Here is a 17374-nt window from a genome sequence, read left to right as displayed (position 1 = left end):
GCATTTGCCGCCCGATTGGCAATGGCGGGTTGGTTGAACGCGTAGTCTGGCTTGAGATTTAGCGGGACCGGCGTAATTATGCAGCAATCCCACGCGCCCCATGGCCATTGCCGACCTTGCTTACCAACAAGCGCTCGACCGCTGGGCTGCCGCTGGGCTGGCCGGCCTGAGTGAATTGGAGCTCGACCTGGCCACGCTGTGGCATGTCGAGGCCGATGTGACCAACGGTGGCTTTCTCCACTATTACTCCCGTCCCGGGGCGGATCTGGCCTTTCACGCGCCCGAGGCCCTCGCCCGGATGGGCGCAGCGGAGAAGTCCGCCATCCTCACCGCAGCCAACGCCGTCTTCGGCCCCAGCGGCCCTCCGCGCGACCGGGAGAAACGACGCGCCGCGCTTCAGGCGCTCGCTGCCGGGGCACGCAGCCGCTTCGATGAACTGGAAAACCGCTACTACCAGGACCCCGTGGATGTGGACGAACTGGTTGAACAAGCCGTGAACCGGGGCAGCACAGCATGAAACTCCCCGAAGTGATGGCCGCGCTCCGGGCGCTGGGCCGCGAGTCGATCAAGAAGGTGCTTCTGAAGCACGGGGCGAAGGAGCCGTTCTTCGGCGTCCGTATCGGCGACATGAAGCCGCTCGCGAAACAGCTCAAGGGCCGGCAGGAGCTGGCGCTGCAACTCTACGACACCGGCAACGGCGACGCCCAGTATCTCGCCGGCATGATCGCCGACGGCCGACTCATGACGACCGCCCAGCTCGACCACTGGGTGAAGACGGCGGCTTGGGACATGATCTCCGGCACGACGGTGCCGTGGGTGGCGTCGGAGCATCCGGACGGCGCGGCGCTCGCGCTGAAGTGGATCGGCGCGAAGAACGAGCAAATTGCGCGCGCCGGCTGGAACACACTCGGTGCGCTTGCCGCCACGCGGTCCGACGCGGAATTGCCGCTGAAGGAATATGCCCGCCTGCTGAAAAGTCTGCCGCGCGACCTGCCCAAGGCATCCGACGGTGTGCGCTACACGATGAACAACTTCATCATCGCCTGCGGCACATATCTCGCCCCACTCGCCGAACAGGCGATTGCGACAGCACGCGCCATTGGTCGGGTACAGGTGGACATGGGCGACACGGAGTGCAAGGTGCCCGACGCCGAGAGCTACATACTCAAGAGCCGGCGTGGCGCGCCCATTGCACCCAAGCGCAAGACGGTGCGGTGCTGACGCGGTTCTGGACGTTTACGGCAAAGCCATGGTTGCGCCCGGGGCGAGGGGTCGTAGGTCTCGGTGATGTTTCCGACCAATCAGGGTTCGCTTCGCCTGTTTCGCCTGTGGGGCATCGACGTGCATGTCCATTGGACCTGGCTGATCGTGGCCATGTATTCGGTTTCCACGCGCGTCCCCAAGTATGAGGCGCCGGTCTGGGCGCTGGCAGAGTACCTGATGCTGTTCGTGGTGGTGACCATGCATGAGTTTGGCCATGCGCTGGCCACGCGGAAGGTCGGAGGGCAGGCGAGCCAAATCGTTCTGTGGCCGCTCGGTGGCGTGGCTTACGTCGCGCCGCCGCAACGCCCGGGCGCCACACTTTGGGCCATCGCCGCCGGACCGCTGGTCAACGTGGTGCTCGTGCCGGTGTTCTACGTGCTGGGCTGGGCGCTGGCGACCACCGGGCAGTTTGATGAACATCCCGATCTTTATCCCTTCATCCGGGCGGTGAACCTCATGAACGTCAGCCTGCTGGTCTTCAACCTCCTGCCGGTTTACCCGCTTGATGGCGGGCAGATCCTGCGCTCGCTGCTGTGGTATCCGCTCGGCCGCGGACGCAGCCTGCTCGTCGCCACGGGCATCGGCCTGGTCGGTGGCGTCGGTATCGTGGCGCTCGCCGTCTGGTGGGAGTCGTGGTGGACCGGCATCATGGCGTTTTTTCTCCTGTCGAACAGCTGGGGCAGCTTCAAACACGCCCGCGAGTTGCGGCGCGTGGAGCAGTTGCCCCGTCGGTCGGAATTCAAGTGTCCGGAGTGCCACGCCTCGCCCCCGATGGGCAACTTCTGGCTGTGTCCGTCGTGCCGCCAAGCCTACGACCCTTTCGCCACGCACGCGGTGTGTCCGCATTGCGCGGCTCCGCTTGACCTCACGGCCTGCCCCGACTGCGGCGCCGCCCGGGCGCACCGAGCGTGGGATGGGACGATTCGGGACGCGTGAGGAAGATGGGGCTCGAGCATCGATTCTGTCCTTTGGCGTCATCTGTCTGGTCCACCATATCGAGCACCGGGTCGAACACCCCTACGTCGAACTGATTCTGGGCGAGCCTGGGCGCTACAACGACACGCTCGCATCCCCCAGCGCTGAGTGGGTGGGATGCCGCCTGTGGATTGAATTCTGCCGCTCGACCCGACCGACGTGACCGTCCGGCTAAAACGGAACACAAGGAAGCGCATGAAAATTCCGCTTCCTGAAAATCATCGCGCACGGGTGAAGGCCTGGATGGGCCAACAATGGCGGGAGTGGCGCTGGTATGCGTTTTTCCTCTGTTTCGTCTGGATGCCACTGCGCTCGGCGGTGATTGATTACAGCCCGGTGCCGACCGGCTCGATGAATCCCACCATTCTTGAAGGTGACGTCGTGTGGGTGAACAAGCTCGCTTACGGGCTGCGCGTGCCGCTGACCCAGCTCTACCTGAGCCGCTGGTCGGAGCCGCAGCGCGGGGACATCGTCGTGGTGCTCTCCCCGCTGGACGGCACGCGGCTCGTCAAGCGGGTGATCGGCGTGCCCGGCGACACGGTGGAGCTGCGGGACAATCGCCTCGTGCTGAACGGACGGGCGGTGGACTATGAACCGGCGGCGGAGAATTACGGCGAAAGGATCGCGCGCCGCCTTCAGCCCCATGCGTTCTTCGCCGAAGAGAACCTGGCTGGCTTAGCGCATCCGGTCATGGGCCTGCGCGGCGCAGGCGCGACCGCGCGCAACTACGCCACCGTGACCGTGCCGCCAGGCGGCTATTTCCTGATGGGCGATGCGCGCGACAACAGCCGCGACTCCCGCGAATTTGGCTTCGCCACCCGCGAAGCCATCCTCGGCAAGGCCGAGGGCGTCCTCGTCTCCCTCGACATCAACGACAGCTACCTGCCGCGCCCGGGGCGATTTTTCAGCGAGTTACGGTGAGGGATGCCTTCGCACAGCGACCTGGCAGTCACCACGCAGCCTGAGAGCAGGAACTTCCCTACGACACAGACGTGCCTAAAAGTGTCGTGGCGACCATCCAGGCCGAATGCCGTGCATGTGCGATCGGCAACATCGGCTTGGCGAAGGTAGATTGAAGCAGTAGGCCTTGGGGATGCCGGATTGGTTTTATCGCACGGTCGCGCAGCGAGCGCTGTTTTGTCTGCCGGATGAGGCGGGGCGGGCGGTGGCGTTGGGCGTGATCGGGACGCTCGGCAAAAGTGCGCCGGGGCGCGCGGTGATCGAGTTCATGGGGCACATGGCGCCGGAGCCACGGCTGGCGGTGACGGTGGCGGGCACGCGTTACGCGTCGCCCATCGGCCTGGGCTGGCGCGTGGATCCGGAATGCCGGGCGTCGGCGGGGCTGGCGTGCTTTGGCGTGGGCTGCCTCGAAGCGACCGACGCCAACCGTCGCCAGGTGCGCCGGGAGGCCGGGGAAACCCTGGAAGACGGGCTGGTGCATCCCGAACCACCGCAGGTCGGCACGATCAGGTTGCCGGTGCTGAAACGGCATTGGGATCTGAACGGGCACGAGTGGTTGCGGTTGCCGGACGGAACGAATTTGCCCGTGCTGGCGTGGGACCACGCAACGGAGACGGAACGGCCGGGCGTCGTGCTTCAAGTTGGCATGCACAACGCGGATGGCGGCTGGTCGGTGCCGGCGAAGATGCCGGCGACACTGCCGGAAAAGGTCCGCGCATGGCGAACCGCGCTACCGGAGGGTGCACCGCTCATCGTGGCAGGCGGAATCGGGAGTCCCGGCGATGCGGTCGCGCTGGTCCAGGCAGGAGCCGACCTGCTGCTGGTCGATGCGGGCATGGTTTACCGCGGGCCGGGACTGGTGAAGCGTTGCAACGAGGCACTGCTCGCGCGGTTGCCGGCACCCCCGGAGGCAGCGGTCGGCCTGTTCCGACGTGCATGGTTCTGGACGGCGATCCTGGGCGCGGCGATGGGCGTGGGGGGCGCGGCGACGCTGGCATTGTCGCTGACGCGCGTGCTGCTGCCCTACGACGAGCATTATCTCGGGCTGACCGCGCCGGTGTTGGAACGGACCATGCCTACTTTGTTCGCCTTCATGGCCCATGACCGTGCGACACTGGCCGGGGTGATGCTCGGGCTGGGCTGGCTTTATTGGTGCCTCGGGCGGGGCGGCATTCGCGCGGGGCGGCACGGGGCGCAGACGGCGGTGACAGCGTCGGCGCTCGTGGGGTTCGCGAGCTTCTTTGCGTTTTTCGGGTTCGGCTATTTCGACACGCTGCACGCGTTCGTGGCGGTGGTGTTGCTGCAATTCACCGTGCAGATCATGGTGTCGGTGCCGGGGGGCGGCGAACATCCGCCGGTCCCGGCGGACGAGGAAGACGCTGCGTGGCGGCGGGCCCAGTGGGGTCAGTTGCTTTGGGTGGTGCACGCGGTTGGACTGCTGTTTGCCGGCGGCCTGATCCTGGGCATCGGCATGACGTCGGTCTTTGTGGCCGAGGATCTCGGTTTCCTGTGCATGACGGCGGAGCAGGTGCAGGCGCTCGGCGAACGACTGATGGGCGTCGTGGCGCACGACCGCGCCACGCTTGGCGGCATGCTGCTCGCGACCGGCACGGCGATGCTGCTGCCTGTGCTGTGGTGTTTCCGGCGCGGGGAGGCGTGGCTGTGGCGTGCGATGGCCGGTCTTGGGCTGCCCGCCTATGTCGCAGCGATCGGCATCCATTACCATGTCGGCTACACTGACTGGCGTCACTTGGTGCCGGCGTGGATCGGGCTGGGGTTGTGGGTGGCGGGACTCGGGTTGAGCCGGGGGTATTTGCGGGCGCGGTAGGCCGGGCCCGTGCATGAAAAAAGCCCGGCTGCAGAGCAGACGGACTTTGTGGGCTTGTGAGTCGGATAGGCTTAGAGCGTAGCCAGGATACCGTTGAAGGTCGCGCTGGGCCGCAGGGCGGCGGAGGCGAGCTTGTCGTTCGGCTGGTAGTAGCCGCCGACGTCCGCGGGTTTGCCCTGCACGGCGAGGAGCTCCTGCACGATCTGCTGCTCGTTGGCCTCAAGCTGGGCGGCGATGGGGATGAAGGTGCGCTTCAGCTCCGCGTCCACCGTCTGGGCGGCGAGGGCTTGGGCCCAGTAGAGGCAGAGGTAGAAGTGCGAGCCACGGTTGTCGATCGTGCCGAGCTTGCGGCCGGGGGACTTGTCGTTCTCGAGAAACTTGCCGTTGGCGGCGTCGAGCGTGTCGGCGAGAACCTTGGCCTTGGCGTGCTTGGCCACGATGCTCAGGTGCTCGAAGCTGGCGGCGAGGGCGAAGAATTCGCCGAGGCTGTCCCAGCGCAGGTAGTTCTCCTGCCGGAACTGCTCGACGTGTTTCGGGGCGGAGCCGCCGGCGCCGGTCTCGAAGAGGCCGCCGCCGTTCATCAGCGGGACGATGGAGAGCATCTTGGCGCTGGTGCCTACCTCCAAGATAGGGAAGAGGTCGGTGAGATAATCACGGAGCACGTTGCCCGTGACGCTGATCGTGTCCTGGCCGGCCTTGAGGCGGACGAGGGTGGCCTCGCAGGCGGCGGCCGGGGCCAGAATCTTGAGATCGAGACCGGTGGTGTCGTGGTCCTTCAGGTATTTCTCGACCTTGGCAATGATCTGCGCGTCATGGGCGCGGGCCTGATCGAGCCAGAAGATGGCGGGCGTGTTGCTCAGGCGGGCGCGGGAGACGGCGAGCTTCACCCAGTCCTGCACCGGGGCGTCCTTGGTCTGGCAGGCGCGCCAGATGTCACCCTCGGCAACGGCGTGTTCGAGCAAGACTTGGCCGGCCTCGGTGACGACGCGAATAGTGCCTGAGGAAGGGGCGACGAAGGTCTTGTTGTGGGAGCCGTATTCCTCGGCGGCCTGGGCCATGAGACCGACGTTGGGCACGGTGCCCATGGTCTTCGGATCGAAGGCGCCGTGCTTTTTGCAGAACTCGATCGTGGCGTGGTAAACGCCCGCATAGCAGCTGTCGGGGATCACGCAGAGCGCGTCGGCGGTCTTGCCGGCGCGGTCATACATCTTGCCGCCGGCGCGGATCATCGCGGGCATGGAGGCGTCGATGATGACGTCGCTCGGAACGTGGAGGTTGGTGATGCCCTGGTCGGAGTTGACCATGGCAATCTGCGGACCAGCGGCGTAGGCGGCCGCGATGTCGGCCTCGATCGCGGCCTTCTCGGCGGAGGGGAGGGTGGCAATCTTCTCAACGAGGTCGCCGAAGCCGTTGTTCAGGTCCACGCCGAGCTTGGCGAAGGTGGCGGCGTGCTTGGCAAACAGGTCCTTGAAAAACGCGCGGACGGCGTGGCCGAAGAGGACGGGGTCAGAGACCTTCATCATCGTGGCCTTGAGGTGCAGCGAGAAAAGCACGCCGTCGGCCTTGGCGCGGGCGATCTGCTGCTCATAGAAAGCAACGAGGGCGGCCTTGCTCATCTTGGTGGCGTCGAGGATCTCGCCGGCCTTGAGATTGAGCTTGGGCAGGAGGACCTTCACTTCCGGGGCCGGAGTGGGCGCGCCGGGGGCGCCGGCGGACGGGCGCACGAATTCGATGCGCGCGGTGGTTGCGGCGGCGAGGGTGACGGACTTCTCGTTGGAGAAGAAGTCGTCCTTGCCCATGGTGGCGACGGAGGTCTTGGAGTCGGCCGACCACTTGCCCATGGAGTGCGGGTGGGCCTTGGCGTAGTCCTTCACGGCCTTGGGGGCGCGACGGTCGGAGTTGCCCTCGCGGAGCACCGGGTTGACGGCGGAACCCTTCACCTTGTCGTAACGGGCCTTGGCGTCCTTCTCGGCATCGGTCTTAGGCACCTCGGGATAATCCGGCACGGCGTAACCGTGGGCCTGGAGCTCGGCGATGGCCTCCTTGAGCTGCGGGACGGAAGCAGAGATGTTGGGGAGCTTGATGATGTTGGCCTCGGGCTTGAGCGTGAGCGCGCCGAGTTCGGCGAGGTGGTCGGCCTGCTGCTGGTGTGCGGGCAGCTGGTCGGCGAAGGCGGCGAGGATGCGGCCGGCCACGGAGATGTCGCGGGTCTCGACGTTGATGCCGGCGTGCTTCGTGAAGGCCTGCACGATCGGGAGCAGGGAATAGGTGGCGAGCGCGGGAGCCTCGTCGGTCTTGGTATAGATGATGGTCGGAGCGGACATGGGGAAAGGGTTCGGGAAGTGAAGGGAAAGTGAAGGGGGCGAAGCAAAGAGGGTCAAAAGCAATGTGGGTCGGCCGCAGGCGTTTCAGAGCGCCTAATCATCGCTTGAAGCCAGATGAGGATCTGGGTTGCGGAGGGGCAGATTTCCGCAAGCTGCCGCCAGCGCATTCAGCCACCCGGATTGCTGGTGCACTATGCCTCAGCGAGCCAGGGGCGGGGGAGCCCAGGAGCCCTGGGCCGGCTGGTCGGCGGCGGTGAGATTGCCCACCATGTCACGCAGGTCGGCCGGCACACCCTTGGGGAAATTGCCGGCCACCCAGCGCATGAAATCACGCACCTCCACCGCGGTGGAGGTCGGAATCGGCGCGCGCGAAGCGGTTGAGCGTTGGGTGATGCTGACGCCGCGCGGGGAGGCCTGGCCGGAAAACCGGTGTTCGCCGACCGCGAGTTCGAAGCGCTGGATCTTGCGGGTGTCCGCATGGCGCCACTCGGTGAGGAGCGAGCGGTTGAGCGAGCGCCACTGCTGGCTGATCAGGTTGCCGGAGGTCTTCGCCGGCCGGGCGGTCTCGAACGAGGTGCCGACGCGCACAGCCTCGAGCAGCTGATGAAAATCCTTTTGCACGGCGTAGTCCGAGAAATTGAGCTTCACGCCGCAGACCGAGTGCGTGCTGAGCACGCGGAAGTGGGCGATCTCGCAGGGAATCTCGATCTCGTGGCCCTCGATGGTGAGGCGCACCGTCGTCTCCTCACCCCGGGCGGTGTGCGCCGCGGGCGGCAGCAGCACGTTCAGGCCGTTGGTGGAGATGTTGCCGATGCGACCGCTCCAGCTGAGTCCGGCGGAGCGGGCGGCAGCGGCGCCCTTCTTGGCCGGCCGCACATCGCCGGTGAGCAGGAGACTGGCCTTCAGCGGAAAAGCGGCGCCGACGTTGTAGCGCGGACTGGAACGCTTGTCGCGCAGACGCGAGAGGAAGGCCTTCTTGAAATCAAGGATGCGCGTAAAGAGAGCCACGCCGGGCAGGCTAGGGAGGGCGCTCCACAGTTCAAGCCTGCTCCGGGCACCGGGCCATCGAATTCACAGGTGCTTGAAGAATCCGGGCCGGATGGCCTTACCTGGAAAGCACACGCCGGAGGCCGGTCAGCGCCGGGGCAGATAGCGGAAGCGGATGTCGTTTTCCGGCGCCACAACGGGGATCACCTCCGTGGCGGCGGCGCTGCGCAGGGCGGGCAGACGCACCCGGGGTTTGAGCAAGACATCGCGCTCAACCGGCCGGGACAGGGATTCCGGGGTGGGGGCGGGAAGGGACCAACCCATCGCACCGGGACCTTCGGAAAAGATCACCTCGCCGCGTCCGTCATAAATCCAAACCTGATAACCGCGACCGTAGGTGCGGATGAGGGGGCGCCCGAGCGCCGCCTCGGTTTCCTCAACGGAGAGTCCGGCTTTCAGGCGTGACCAGTCGGCAGCGCTCCCTTCAGGAGCACCCAAGCAGATGCCAAGCCCGAGGGCGGCGATGACGGAAAGCCGGCGCATGGCAGCTTATCGGCACATTCAGGCGGAACGTGAGTGCGAACCAGCGGGCCAAAACGAGTGGATCCGCCGGCCAAAGCGCGCACGAGCGCGCTGCCCGCGCCGGGCTCGACTTTGCTGCCTTAGGTGCGGCCGGTGACGGTGAACGCGGCCACCGCCTTGGAGCGGTTCTTGACCGTGAGTTCGCCCAAGGTGCTGACCAGGATGTCGGGGCCCAGGCCCTCGCGGGTGGTTTCGCTGATGATTATCTGGCCGCCGACGGCGAGACTTTGGAGACGGAAGGCGAGGTTCACCGTGTCGCCCAGCGCCGTGAAATCCATGCAATGCGTGGCACCGACGTTGCCGACGATGGCCGGGCCGGTGCTGATGCCGTATTTGATGGGCAGGCGGAAACGCGGATCAAACTCGGCATGCAGCGAGGGCAGTTCGTCGCGGATGGCGAGGGCGGCCAGAACCGCGCTGCGGGCATGGTCCTCGTGCAGAATGGGCGTGTTAAAGAGCGCCATCACACCGTCGCCGATGAACTTGTTGACGATGCCGCCGTGCTTCTGCACGAGCCCGGAAACGAGCTCGTGGTAGCGGTTGAGCACGCTGAGCAGCAGATCGGGCGAGGTTTCCTCCGAGAGGCTGGTGAAGCCCTCGAGGTCCGTGAACATGACCGTCACCGGCTGGAGATCGCCGCCGAGCTTGAGGTGGGACGGGTCGCGGAGCAGGATTTCCACGACCTGCGGGGCAACGAAACGGGCGAAGGTCGCACGGATCTCGTCCTGCTGCCGGCGCAGCATCTCGGTTTCCTGGCGCGCCTGGAGCCGCTTGTCGATGCGGGCGGAGAGTTCGCGGATGGCGAAGGGCTTGGCGAGGTAGTCGTCGGCGCCGATGTTGAGGCCGTGGATGCGGTCCTCGGGCTCACTGTGCGAGGTGAGGAAGATGATGGGAATGCCCTGGGTCGACGGATCGGCCTTGAGCGTCTTGCACACCTCGAAGCCGTCCATGCCGGGCATGTTCACGTCGAGCACGATGAGGTCGGGTCGCGGTTCCTGACGGGCGCGGGCCAGTCCGGCATTGCCGTCGGGAGCCTCGATCGGCTCGTGACCCATCAGGGTGATCACATCCGAGATCAGCTGGCGGCCAAGGGGCAGGTCATCGACAATGAGAATTCTCACGTTGGTCCGACCCTTGTAAGGGCATTACCGCCGGCTTGTCGAGGCGCTTGGGGCCGGCCGGAGCAACGGGCTCACTTTTCCTCGCCCAGAATAATGACCGGCGGCATCTCAACCGTGCCCTTGAACTGCTTCTGGCGCACCACGACGACATCGTCCGTCGTGCGGCCGAACCAGTCCACGCCGACCCGCGACATGCGGACAAGCGCCTGCTCAAAATTCTTGCCCGGAGCGCCGATGTTCAGGCGGATGGTCCAGATGGACTGGTTGACCTTGCCCTTCTCCCACTTGCGCAGGTCATAGACCTTCACGATGACGAAGTAGCGTTCCTCCTTGAGGCTGTGCTGGACGGCGATGTCGTTCACCGACGGCACGAAGGCCTCCTGCGAACGCTTGAGCGAGGTGGCCAAGCCGAGCAGGCGGGCGATGTTCTGGCGGTCGGCCTCGGCGGAATTGGCGTCCACCTGCTGGTTCATGAAGTCGTCGGCGTAGATCGCATTGAGGTTGCTGCGCTCGGCCACCTCCCAGCCGACATCACCGGCCTGGCCGCCCAGGGCGGCGGCAATGCCATCCTGGGTGTTGGTGGTATCGGTGGAGAGGCTGGTGCGGCCGGTCATCTCCTGCATCGAGGCGCGGGGCGCGGTCACGCCCCAGTGCACGACCATGAGCAGGTCGGCCTGGTGGGCGGAGGCGGCGGGCCAGTATTCGCGCTTGGCGAGTTCGAAGGCTAGGTGGCCGGCGATCTTGCGGAAGGGCATCTTTTCCAGCGTGCGGTCCACGGTGTTGCCGCCGAAAAAATTGCCGGGCATCACGACATAGGTCTCGGGCTTCGCCTTGCCGTCGGCGAATTTTTCCCGGGTGTAGTTCTGGTCGGCGAGGGCGATGACCATCACATGATCGTCGGCCGGCAGCAGCCCGGGCAGGCCGCAACCGAGCAGCGCACAGGCAAGTGGGACAACGGGCAGGCGTGGAGAGGGCACGGACGGAAGGGTTGGCGGGTAATGGACTCATCCCCGGCGCCACGTCAACGCGCCCGGAGGCAGACTGTCCGACCTCTGGCAAAGAAACTTGGGCCGGCTGCAAAGATTCACACAAAAACCCGGGGCTTAGGAGTTGCCCGAAGCGGCCCGCGCTGGAAATCTTTGCCGGGCTGTTGCCCATCAACCCCATGAAAGAACCCACTCCCAGCAAGGCGCCGGAGACGGCGTCGTCGGTGCACTCCTTCTCTATTTCACGGCGGAAGTTTCTCCAACGCTGCAGTGCGTTGGCCGCGGTGACCGGCCTGCCGGCCTGGTTTGTCGAGCGCCAGCAGCTGCAGGCGGCCGAGACCGACGCGGCGATCGCCAAGGCCAAATCCGCCAACGGCAAACCCGGCATCGCGCTGATCGGTTGCGGCGGCATGGGCACCTGGGACGGCCAGAACGCCGGCAACCACGGCAACCTGCTCGCCGTATGCGACGTGGATACCAGCCGCACGGCCGCGGCGGCCGCAAAATACCGCGAACTCGGGCACAATCCCGAGGTTTATTCCGATTTCCGCCGCGTGCTTGAGCGCAAGGACATCGACGTGATCGTCAATGCCACGCCCGACCACTGGCATACGCTGATCAACATCGCCGCCGCCAAGGCCGGGAAGGATATTTACGGGGAAAAACCCCTCACACTGACCGTGGACGAGGGCCGGCACGTCATCAAGGCGGTGCGCGACAACAAGGTCATTCTCCAGACCGGCACGCAGCAGCGCAGCATGCAGCGTTTCCGTCTCGCCTGCGAGCTCGTGCGCAACGGCCGCCTCGGCAAGCTGAAGGTCGCCAAGGTCTGGCTGCCCGCGGGGCTGCGCGAGGGGCCGTTCAAGCCGTCGCCCGCACCCGATGGGCTCAACTGGGACTACTGGCTCGGGCCGGCCCCGGCCATCAGCTATACCAAGGAGCGCTGCCATGGCACGTTCCGTTTCTGGTATGAATATTCCGGCGGCACGATGACCGACTGGGGCGCACACCACAACGACATCGCCTACTGGGCGGTCGGCCAGATCGCCCCCCAGAGCGTCGAGTCCACGCGCCTCTCCGAGCCCATCCCCGGCGGCTACACCACGATCGCCGACTACGAAGTGCGCTACACTTACGCCGACGGCACCGGCCTGCACATCTTCTCGACCAAGGATGACTCGATCTACGGCGCCAAGAACAACCCCGAGGGCCAGCGCAACGGCATCCGCTTCGAGGGCCCCGAGGGCTGGATCTGGGTCAACCGCGACGAGATCAAGGCCAGCGATCCGGAGCTGCTGCGCAAGCCGCTGCCGGCCGACGCCACGCGTCTCTATGCCAGCAAGGACCACATGCTGAACTTCTTCGACTGCGTGAAGTCGCGCGAGCTGCCGATCTGTGACGTCGAGACCGGCCACCGCTCGGCCAACATGTGCCACCTCGGGGCGATCTCGCTCCGCACGAAGCGCAAGCTCAAGTGGGACTATGAAAAGGAACTTTTCGTCGGCGCCCACGCCAAGGAGGCCAACACCTACCTGAAGCGCGAGATGCGCGCCCCCTACGACTACTCGTTCTGCGGGTGAGCGCAGGTCCCCCTGCCAAAACACGAAGGCCGCCGGATACCGGCGGCCTTTTTTGTTATTGGAATAGCCGGCGCAGACTGGATCCGGTCAGGATTTAAAGCCGACCACCCGCACCAGCAGGACCTCGACCTTGGCCGCACCCCAGTCACCGATGATTTCCCAGGTGTGAAGCTTGGCGAGATCCATGCCCGGGGTTTTGCCGGCCTTCGCCTCGGTGCCGGGCTTGGTGAGATCGATCCGCAGGCGCTGGTCCGCGCCGCGGGCCAGTCCGCTCAGGGGGATGGGCCAGGACCATTCGGTGCCGTCCTTGTCGATGAGCTTGAAGTTGAGGCTGCCGGCCTGGTTGGCGTTGCCGATGACATAGTCGATCTCGATGATCGGCGTTTTGTGCAGCTTGAGCATCGTCTTGCTTTCGCCGAGATTGCCCTTGCCGCTCGAAGCCTGGATCAGCGCGCCTTTGCCGGGCAGGTCGATGATCTTCTTGTTCCAGTCATTCCACGCATATTCATAGCAGCGGTAAACCGGACCTTCCGGCCCGTCGCGCGAGATGCGCTTGAAGTCGAGCAGAACCTCTTCCTTGGCGGCGAAGGCCGCCACCGGCAGAAGGAGAACGGCACCGAGACTGAGGGATCGAATGAGGGGGATCAGACGAGGGGGTGTCATGTCGGGTTGGGGGTGACGGGAATAATCTGGCAGAAGCCGTTCCTGAATGAAGCCGAAAGTTGCCCCGATGCGCAGTCGTGGTGAGCCGGGTGGATTGAAATGCAGGCCTGACACCGGCCGGGGCCGGCCCAGGCTCCGGGCATGAGGGTCATGTGCTACCGTTGTTTCTGGCCGCAGGCGCACTGCTGGTGCGGGTCGCTGCATGCCATGCCGACCCGCACGCGGTTCGTGTTCCTCATGCACCCGAAGGAATTCAAGGAGGAGAAGGCGGGCACCGGCCGCCTCACGCACCTCTGCCTGCCCAACAGCGAACTGCACATGGGCGTGGGGTTTGACCGGCACGACGAGGTGCAGGCGCTGATCTCCGATCCGGCGAACCACTGCGTGCTGCTCTATCCCGGCCGCGAGGCGCGAAATCTCTCGCAGGGCGAGCTGGCCCCGGCGGACCTCGGCGGCCGTCGGCTGGTGGTTTTCCTGCTGGATGCCACCTGGCCGCTCGCGCGCAAAATGCTCCGGCTCAGCCCGGGCCTGCAACGGTTGCCGCGCATCATGTTCACGCCGACGGCGCCGAGCCGCTACATCATCAAGCAGCAGCCGCAGGAGGGCTGCCTGTCCACGCTGGAGGCCGTGCACGAGCTCCTGCTCGTGCTGGAAAAGAGCGGGCTCGACCGCTACGAACGCCCGAACCAGCTGCTGGACGTCTTCGACCGCATGCAGAAATTCCAGATCGCCTGCGCCTCCGACCCGGATCGCCCCGGCTACCGGCGCAACCGCTACAGCGATCCCCAAACGCGCGACAAGGCACGGGGTGAAAGCGGACGCCGCCGGGATAATTTCCTGAAGTTGCCGGGGGTGTGACGTGGAGGGCCCATCTCCCGCTGGGCCGCGACTCAGCGGGAGCTGAGTCCTCCAAAAATCCTCACACCAGCTTCGACTGCACCAGCTTGCTGACGGCGCCAAAGTCGATGAGCGCAGCCTCGGGACGCTGCTTGAGCGCACCGATGACCTTGCCCATTTCCTTCTTGGTCGTGGCACCGGTAGCGGCGATGACCTCGGCCACGAGGGCCTCGAGCTTGGCCTGGTCGAGCCCCTTGGGCAGATACTTCTCCAGGATGGAAATTTCGGCCGAATTGGCGGCGACCAGGTCGGCGCGCCCGCCTTTCTCGAACTCGGCGCGGGCGTCAGACAGGTTCTTCACGGCCTTGCGCAGGGTCGCAAAAGTCAGCGCCTCGTCGATGTCCTTGTTGGCGTCCATCGCGGCGCGCTTGATGGCGGCGTCCATGGTGCGGAGCGCGGTGGTCGTGGCCGCGTCGCGGGCTTTCATGGCGGTGACGATGTCGGCGCGGAGCTGGTCGTAGGTGGGAGAGGACATGGCGGAATAGGATACGGGGCGAGTCCAGTGCGTCACGGCAACCGGGTCAAGAGCGGCTCAGGAGCCCACCGGGGCGACAGTCAGAAAGCGCAGCACCGGCGCGGCGGCGGCGCGGGATTCGGCGAGCGAAAGCGTAAAGCGGACTTCCCAGTCGTTTTGTCCCTCGGGATCCACCAGCACCTGGGCGATCTGCCACTGGCCGACTTCCTCGGAGAGATGCGTGTTCAGGGCGGAACGGCCTTCCGGATCGAGTCGGTAACGACCGCGGGCTTCAAAGTAGGCGGCAAAGGATTTTTCGAGACGGCGGGCTTCGGCCAGCTGCGCGCTCTCCGGGGTGGCCCCGGCGGCCGGCTCAGGCTCGGCAAGGCGAGCAGCGGCGGCGTCCCAGTCCCGGGCGGCGGCGTCCTGGAGGAAGCCCAGAATGTCGATGCGCACGGCCCGCCGGAAGGCCGCGAGGTCGCGCGTGACGTCGTAGCTCGAGGGCCGCGCCGGTTTGTCGGCGGCTTCCGCGGCGACGAACTCCGGGTTGCGCAGGCGCTCCCATTCCTCAAGCAAGCTCGAATCGATCGCCCGGATGAGCTCGCGGAAGTAGTCCTCCATTTCCACGACGGATTCCGTCTTGAACGACTCGGGCACGGTCTGGGAAAGGACCTTGAAGGTCTGCATGAGGTGCCGGAGCAGCAGGCCCTCGCTGCGTTCGAGACCGTAGAAGCGGATGTAGTCGGCGAAGGACATATACCGCTCAAACATCTCGCGCGCGATGGACTTGGGCCGGATGTTTTCCCCCTCGACCCACGGGTGGGCGGCGGCGAAGGCGTTGAAGGTGTCGTAGAGGAACTCCCGCTGCGGTTTCGGGTGCTCGGTGATTTCCTCCAGCTGCGCCATGCGCTCGTCGTAGGGCACGCCGGCGGCCTTGAGCTCGTTGAGTTTCTCCGTCTTCAGCCGGTCCACCTGTTTGCGCAGGATCTGCTCGGGGTCTTCCACGATGGCTTCACTGAGTGTCAGCACACTGAACGGGTAGTCCGCGCTCTCGCGGTCCAGCTTGGGCAGTGTGTCGATCAGGTAGAGGGAGAGCGCCTGGTGAAGCGAGAAATCGTCCTGCAACGCGACGTTCACCCGGACCTTGCGCCCAGCGGGCGGACGGTCGGCCCGCGGCAGGATTTCAACGATGCCGCGATCCACGAGGGCGCGGAACAGCTGCCAGGCGCGCTTGCGCAGGGCGGCCTTCTTCGCGGGCTTCTCATGGCAGTCGCGCACGAGCCGCTGCATCGCGCGGCAGCCGTCGGTGTCGCGGCCAAGCATGAGCAGCAACATGCCGTGGGTGACGGAGAAGCGGGAGACCAGTTCCTCGGCGGGCGCGGTCATGAGTTTCTCAAAGGTTTTGGCGTCCCAGCCGACGGTGCCCTCAGGGGCGGCCTGTTTCACGAGTTTCTTTTTCTTCGCCGGGTCGGCGGCGGCCTTGGCCTCCGCCTGCTTGTTGGCGATGATGTGTTCCGGCGCCTGCACGACAACGTAGCCCTGGTCGTCGTAACCGGCCCGGCCGGCGCGCCCGGCGACCTGACGGAAATCCCGCACGCTGAGGATGGCGGCCTTCTGGCCGTCGTATTTCCACAGCTGCGTGAACACGACGGTGCGGATCGGCACATTGATGCCGACGCCGAGCGTGTCGGTGCCGCAGATGAGCTTGAGCAGACCCTTCTGCGCGAGCTGCTCGACCAGGATGCGGTATTTCGGGAGCAGGCCGGCGTGGTGGACGCCGATGCCGTGGCGCAGCCAGCGTTTCATGTCGCGGCCGTAGGGGCTGTTGAACTTCACGCGCTCGAGCTCGGTGGCGAGGGCGGCCTTTTCCTCCTTGGTGCAGACGTTGAGGCTCATCAGCGCCTGCGCGGCCTCGGAGGCAGCGCGCTGGGTGAAATGAACGAGGTAGATCGGCGCGCGCTTGAGCAGGAGCAGGTCGGAGAGTTTTTCCGGCAGCGGCGTCTCGGAGTAGTCAAAACTGAGGGGCACCGGCCGGCGGTCGCTGCGGACGGTGAGCGACGGCGCGCCGGTGAGCTTCGTCATTTCCCGCTCGAAAAACTCGGTCGAGCCCAGCGTGGCCGACATGAGGAGGAAGCGGGCCTGCGGGAGCGTGAGCAGCGGCACCTGCCAGGCGTAGCCCCGCTCGGCGTCGGAGTAGTAGTGAAACTCGTCCATGATGACCGCGCCGAGGGGCGCGGTGTCGCCGCGGGCGAGGGCGATGTTGGCGAGGATCTCGGCCGTGCAGCAGAGGACGGGCGCCTGCGGGTTGACCGACGCGTCGCCCGTCATCATGCCAACGTTCTCGGGGCCGAAGTCGCGGCAGAGGCTGAGGAACTTTTCGTTCACCAGCGCCTTGATCGGGCAGGTATAGACCGACTGGCGGCCGGCGCAGAGTTCCTTGAAGTGCAGCGCGGCCGCGACGAGGGATTTGCCGGAGCCGGTCGGCGTGTTGAGGACAACGTTCTGGCCGTCGAAGAGGGCGAGAATGGCTTCCTCCTGTTCCGGGTAGAGGGTGATGCCCTTCGCCGCCATGGCCGCGAGGAAACGATCGAGCACGACACCCGAATCAGGGCGACCGGGCAGCGGCGCAAGCGGAGGCAGAGCCGGAACAGTCATCCGAAGGCAAGGGGGTGGTGGGCCGCAAGCTCGCGCGCACTAAGCGCGGCCGCCAGCGGGCTGCCCACCAACCGGCGGGAAACACGCCGGGCCGTGGAG

General features: G+C 65.8%; 15 protein-coding genes. 7 read left to right on the top strand and 8 right to left on the bottom strand.

What is annotated here, in order from left to right:
- Positions 1-100 precede the first annotated feature (100 nt).
- The 5 genes from ESB00_RS09785 (at position 101) to ESB00_RS09765 (ending at position 5026) form a co-directional block, all read left to right on the top strand.
- The gene (locus ESB00_RS09785; RefSeq protein ID WP_129047508.1) at positions 101-517 is read left to right on the top strand and encodes a DMP19 family protein; all 417 of its coding nucleotides are present in this window, start codon (positions 101-103) and stop codon (positions 515-517) included.
- Positions 514-1221 (top strand): DNA alkylation repair protein, encoded by a 708-nt coding sequence (locus ESB00_RS09780; protein WP_129047507.1) that lies wholly within the window; start codon positions 514-516, stop codon positions 1219-1221. The genes ESB00_RS09785 and ESB00_RS09780 overlap by 4 nt, the downstream gene beginning before the upstream one ends.
- 66 nt (positions 1222-1287) lie before the next feature.
- On the top strand, positions 1288-2199 hold the full coding sequence (locus ESB00_RS09775) for a M50 family metallopeptidase (protein WP_129047506.1): 912 nt from the start codon (positions 1288-1290) through the stop codon (positions 2197-2199).
- Positions 2200-2433: 234 nt separating this feature from the next.
- Positions 2434-3159: a signal peptidase I gene (gene lepB, locus ESB00_RS09770; protein ID WP_218938723.1), complete on the top strand. Its 726-nt coding sequence runs from the start codon at positions 2434-2436 to the stop codon at positions 3157-3159.
- Positions 3160-3331: 172 nt separating this feature from the next.
- Positions 3332-5026: a hypothetical protein gene (locus ESB00_RS09765; protein WP_129047505.1), complete on the top strand. Its 1695-nt coding sequence runs from the start codon at positions 3332-3334 to the stop codon at positions 5024-5026.
- 71 nt (positions 5027-5097) lie between these two features.
- Here the strand turns inward: ESB00_RS09765 and ESB00_RS09760 are convergent, their stop codons facing one another.
- From ESB00_RS09760 to ESB00_RS09740, 5 genes are all read right to left on the bottom strand, one after another.
- Positions 5098-7350 carry an NADP-dependent isocitrate dehydrogenase gene (locus ESB00_RS09760; protein WP_129047504.1) on the bottom strand — a complete coding sequence of 751 codons (2253 nt, stop codon included), beginning with the start codon at positions 7348-7350 and terminating at the stop codon, positions 5098-5100.
- A 198-nt stretch (positions 7351-7548) separates the two neighbouring features.
- A complete protein-coding gene (locus tag ESB00_RS09755; RefSeq protein ID WP_164976124.1) occupies positions 7549-8358 on the bottom strand; it encodes a PilZ domain-containing protein in 810 nt (269 codons plus the stop codon).
- Between the two features lie 126 nt (positions 8359-8484).
- Positions 8485-8880 (bottom strand): hypothetical protein, encoded by a 396-nt coding sequence (locus ESB00_RS09750; protein WP_129047502.1) that lies wholly within the window; start codon positions 8878-8880, stop codon positions 8485-8487.
- 119 nt (positions 8881-8999) lie between these two features.
- Positions 9000-10040: a response regulator gene (locus ESB00_RS09745; protein WP_129047501.1), complete on the bottom strand. Its 1041-nt coding sequence runs from the start codon at positions 10038-10040 to the stop codon at positions 9000-9002.
- A gap of 71 nt (positions 10041-10111) precedes the next feature.
- Entirely contained in the window at positions 10112-11017 is a 906-nt protein-coding gene (locus ESB00_RS09740; RefSeq protein WP_129047500.1) for a hypothetical protein, read from the bottom strand.
- Positions 11018-11205: 188 nt separating this feature from the next.
- Between ESB00_RS09740 and ESB00_RS09735 the strand changes: the two genes are divergently transcribed.
- On the top strand, positions 11206-12606 hold the full coding sequence (locus tag ESB00_RS09735) for a Gfo/Idh/MocA family protein (RefSeq protein WP_129047499.1): 1401 nt from the start codon (positions 11206-11208) through the stop codon (positions 12604-12606).
- Between the two features lie 87 nt (positions 12607-12693).
- Here the strand turns inward: ESB00_RS09735 and ESB00_RS09730 are convergent, their stop codons facing one another.
- Positions 12694-13269, bottom strand: a complete 576-nt coding sequence (locus tag ESB00_RS09730) for a hypothetical protein (RefSeq protein WP_129047498.1) — start codon at positions 13267-13269, stop codon at positions 12694-12696.
- Positions 13270-13419: 150 nt separating this feature from the next.
- On the opposite strand from ESB00_RS09730, the gene ESB00_RS09725 reads away from it, so the two are divergent.
- Complete coding sequence (locus ESB00_RS09725; RefSeq protein WP_246026455.1) at positions 13420-14127, top strand: tRNA-uridine aminocarboxypropyltransferase; 708 nt, start codon at positions 13420-13422, stop codon at positions 14125-14127.
- A gap of 61 nt (positions 14128-14188) precedes the next feature.
- Here the strand turns inward: ESB00_RS09725 and ESB00_RS09720 are convergent, their stop codons facing one another.
- Positions 14189-14641 carry a GatB/YqeY domain-containing protein gene (locus ESB00_RS09720; protein WP_129047496.1) on the bottom strand — a complete coding sequence of 151 codons (453 nt, stop codon included), beginning with the start codon at positions 14639-14641 and terminating at the stop codon, positions 14189-14191.
- Between the two features lie 57 nt (positions 14642-14698).
- Positions 14699-17275: a DEAD/DEAH box helicase gene (locus ESB00_RS09715; RefSeq protein ID WP_129047495.1), complete on the bottom strand. Its 2577-nt coding sequence runs from the start codon at positions 17273-17275 to the stop codon at positions 14699-14701.
- Positions 17276-17374: the final 99 nt, after the last annotated feature.

The sequence above is a fragment of the Oleiharenicola lentus genome, from assembly GCF_004118375.1.
Lineage (GTDB): Bacteria > Verrucomicrobiota > Verrucomicrobiia > Opitutales > Opitutaceae > Lacunisphaera > Lacunisphaera lenta.
This window is presented reverse-complemented; position numbering and strand designations above follow the sequence as displayed.

Coding starts and splice junctions, on each gene's coding strand:
- ESB00_RS09785 (WP_129047508.1), top strand. CDS start 101: ATGGCCATTGCCGACCTTGCTTACCAACAAGCGCTCGACCGCTGGGCT.
- ESB00_RS09780 (WP_129047507.1), top strand. CDS start 514: ATGAAACTCCCCGAAGTGATGGCCGCGCTCCGGGCGCTGGGCCGCGAG.
- ESB00_RS09775 (WP_129047506.1), top strand. CDS start 1,288: ATGTTTCCGACCAATCAGGGTTCGCTTCGCCTGTTTCGCCTGTGGGGC.
- lepB (WP_218938723.1), top strand. CDS start 2,434: ATGAAAATTCCGCTTCCTGAAAATCATCGCGCACGGGTGAAGGCCTGG.
- ESB00_RS09765 (WP_129047505.1), top strand. CDS start 3,332: ATGCCGGATTGGTTTTATCGCACGGTCGCGCAGCGAGCGCTGTTTTGT.
- ESB00_RS09760 (WP_129047504.1), bottom strand. CDS start 7,350: ATGTCCGCTCCGACCATCATCTATACCAAGACCGACGAGGCTCCCGCG.
- ESB00_RS09750 (WP_129047502.1), bottom strand. CDS start 8,880: ATGCGCCGGCTTTCCGTCATCGCCGCCCTCGGGCTTGGCATCTGCTTG.
- ESB00_RS09735 (WP_129047499.1), top strand. CDS start 11,206: ATGAAAGAACCCACTCCCAGCAAGGCGCCGGAGACGGCGTCGTCGGTG.
- ESB00_RS09730 (WP_129047498.1), bottom strand. CDS start 13,269: ATGACACCCCCTCGTCTGATCCCCCTCATTCGATCCCTCAGTCTCGGT.
- ESB00_RS09725 (WP_246026455.1), top strand. CDS start 13,420: ATGTGCTACCGTTGTTTCTGGCCGCAGGCGCACTGCTGGTGCGGGTCG.
- ESB00_RS09720 (WP_129047496.1), bottom strand. CDS start 14,641: ATGTCCTCTCCCACCTACGACCAGCTCCGCGCCGACATCGTCACCGCC.
- ESB00_RS09715 (WP_129047495.1), bottom strand. CDS start 17,275: ATGACTGTTCCGGCTCTGCCTCCGCTTGCGCCGCTGCCCGGTCGCCCT.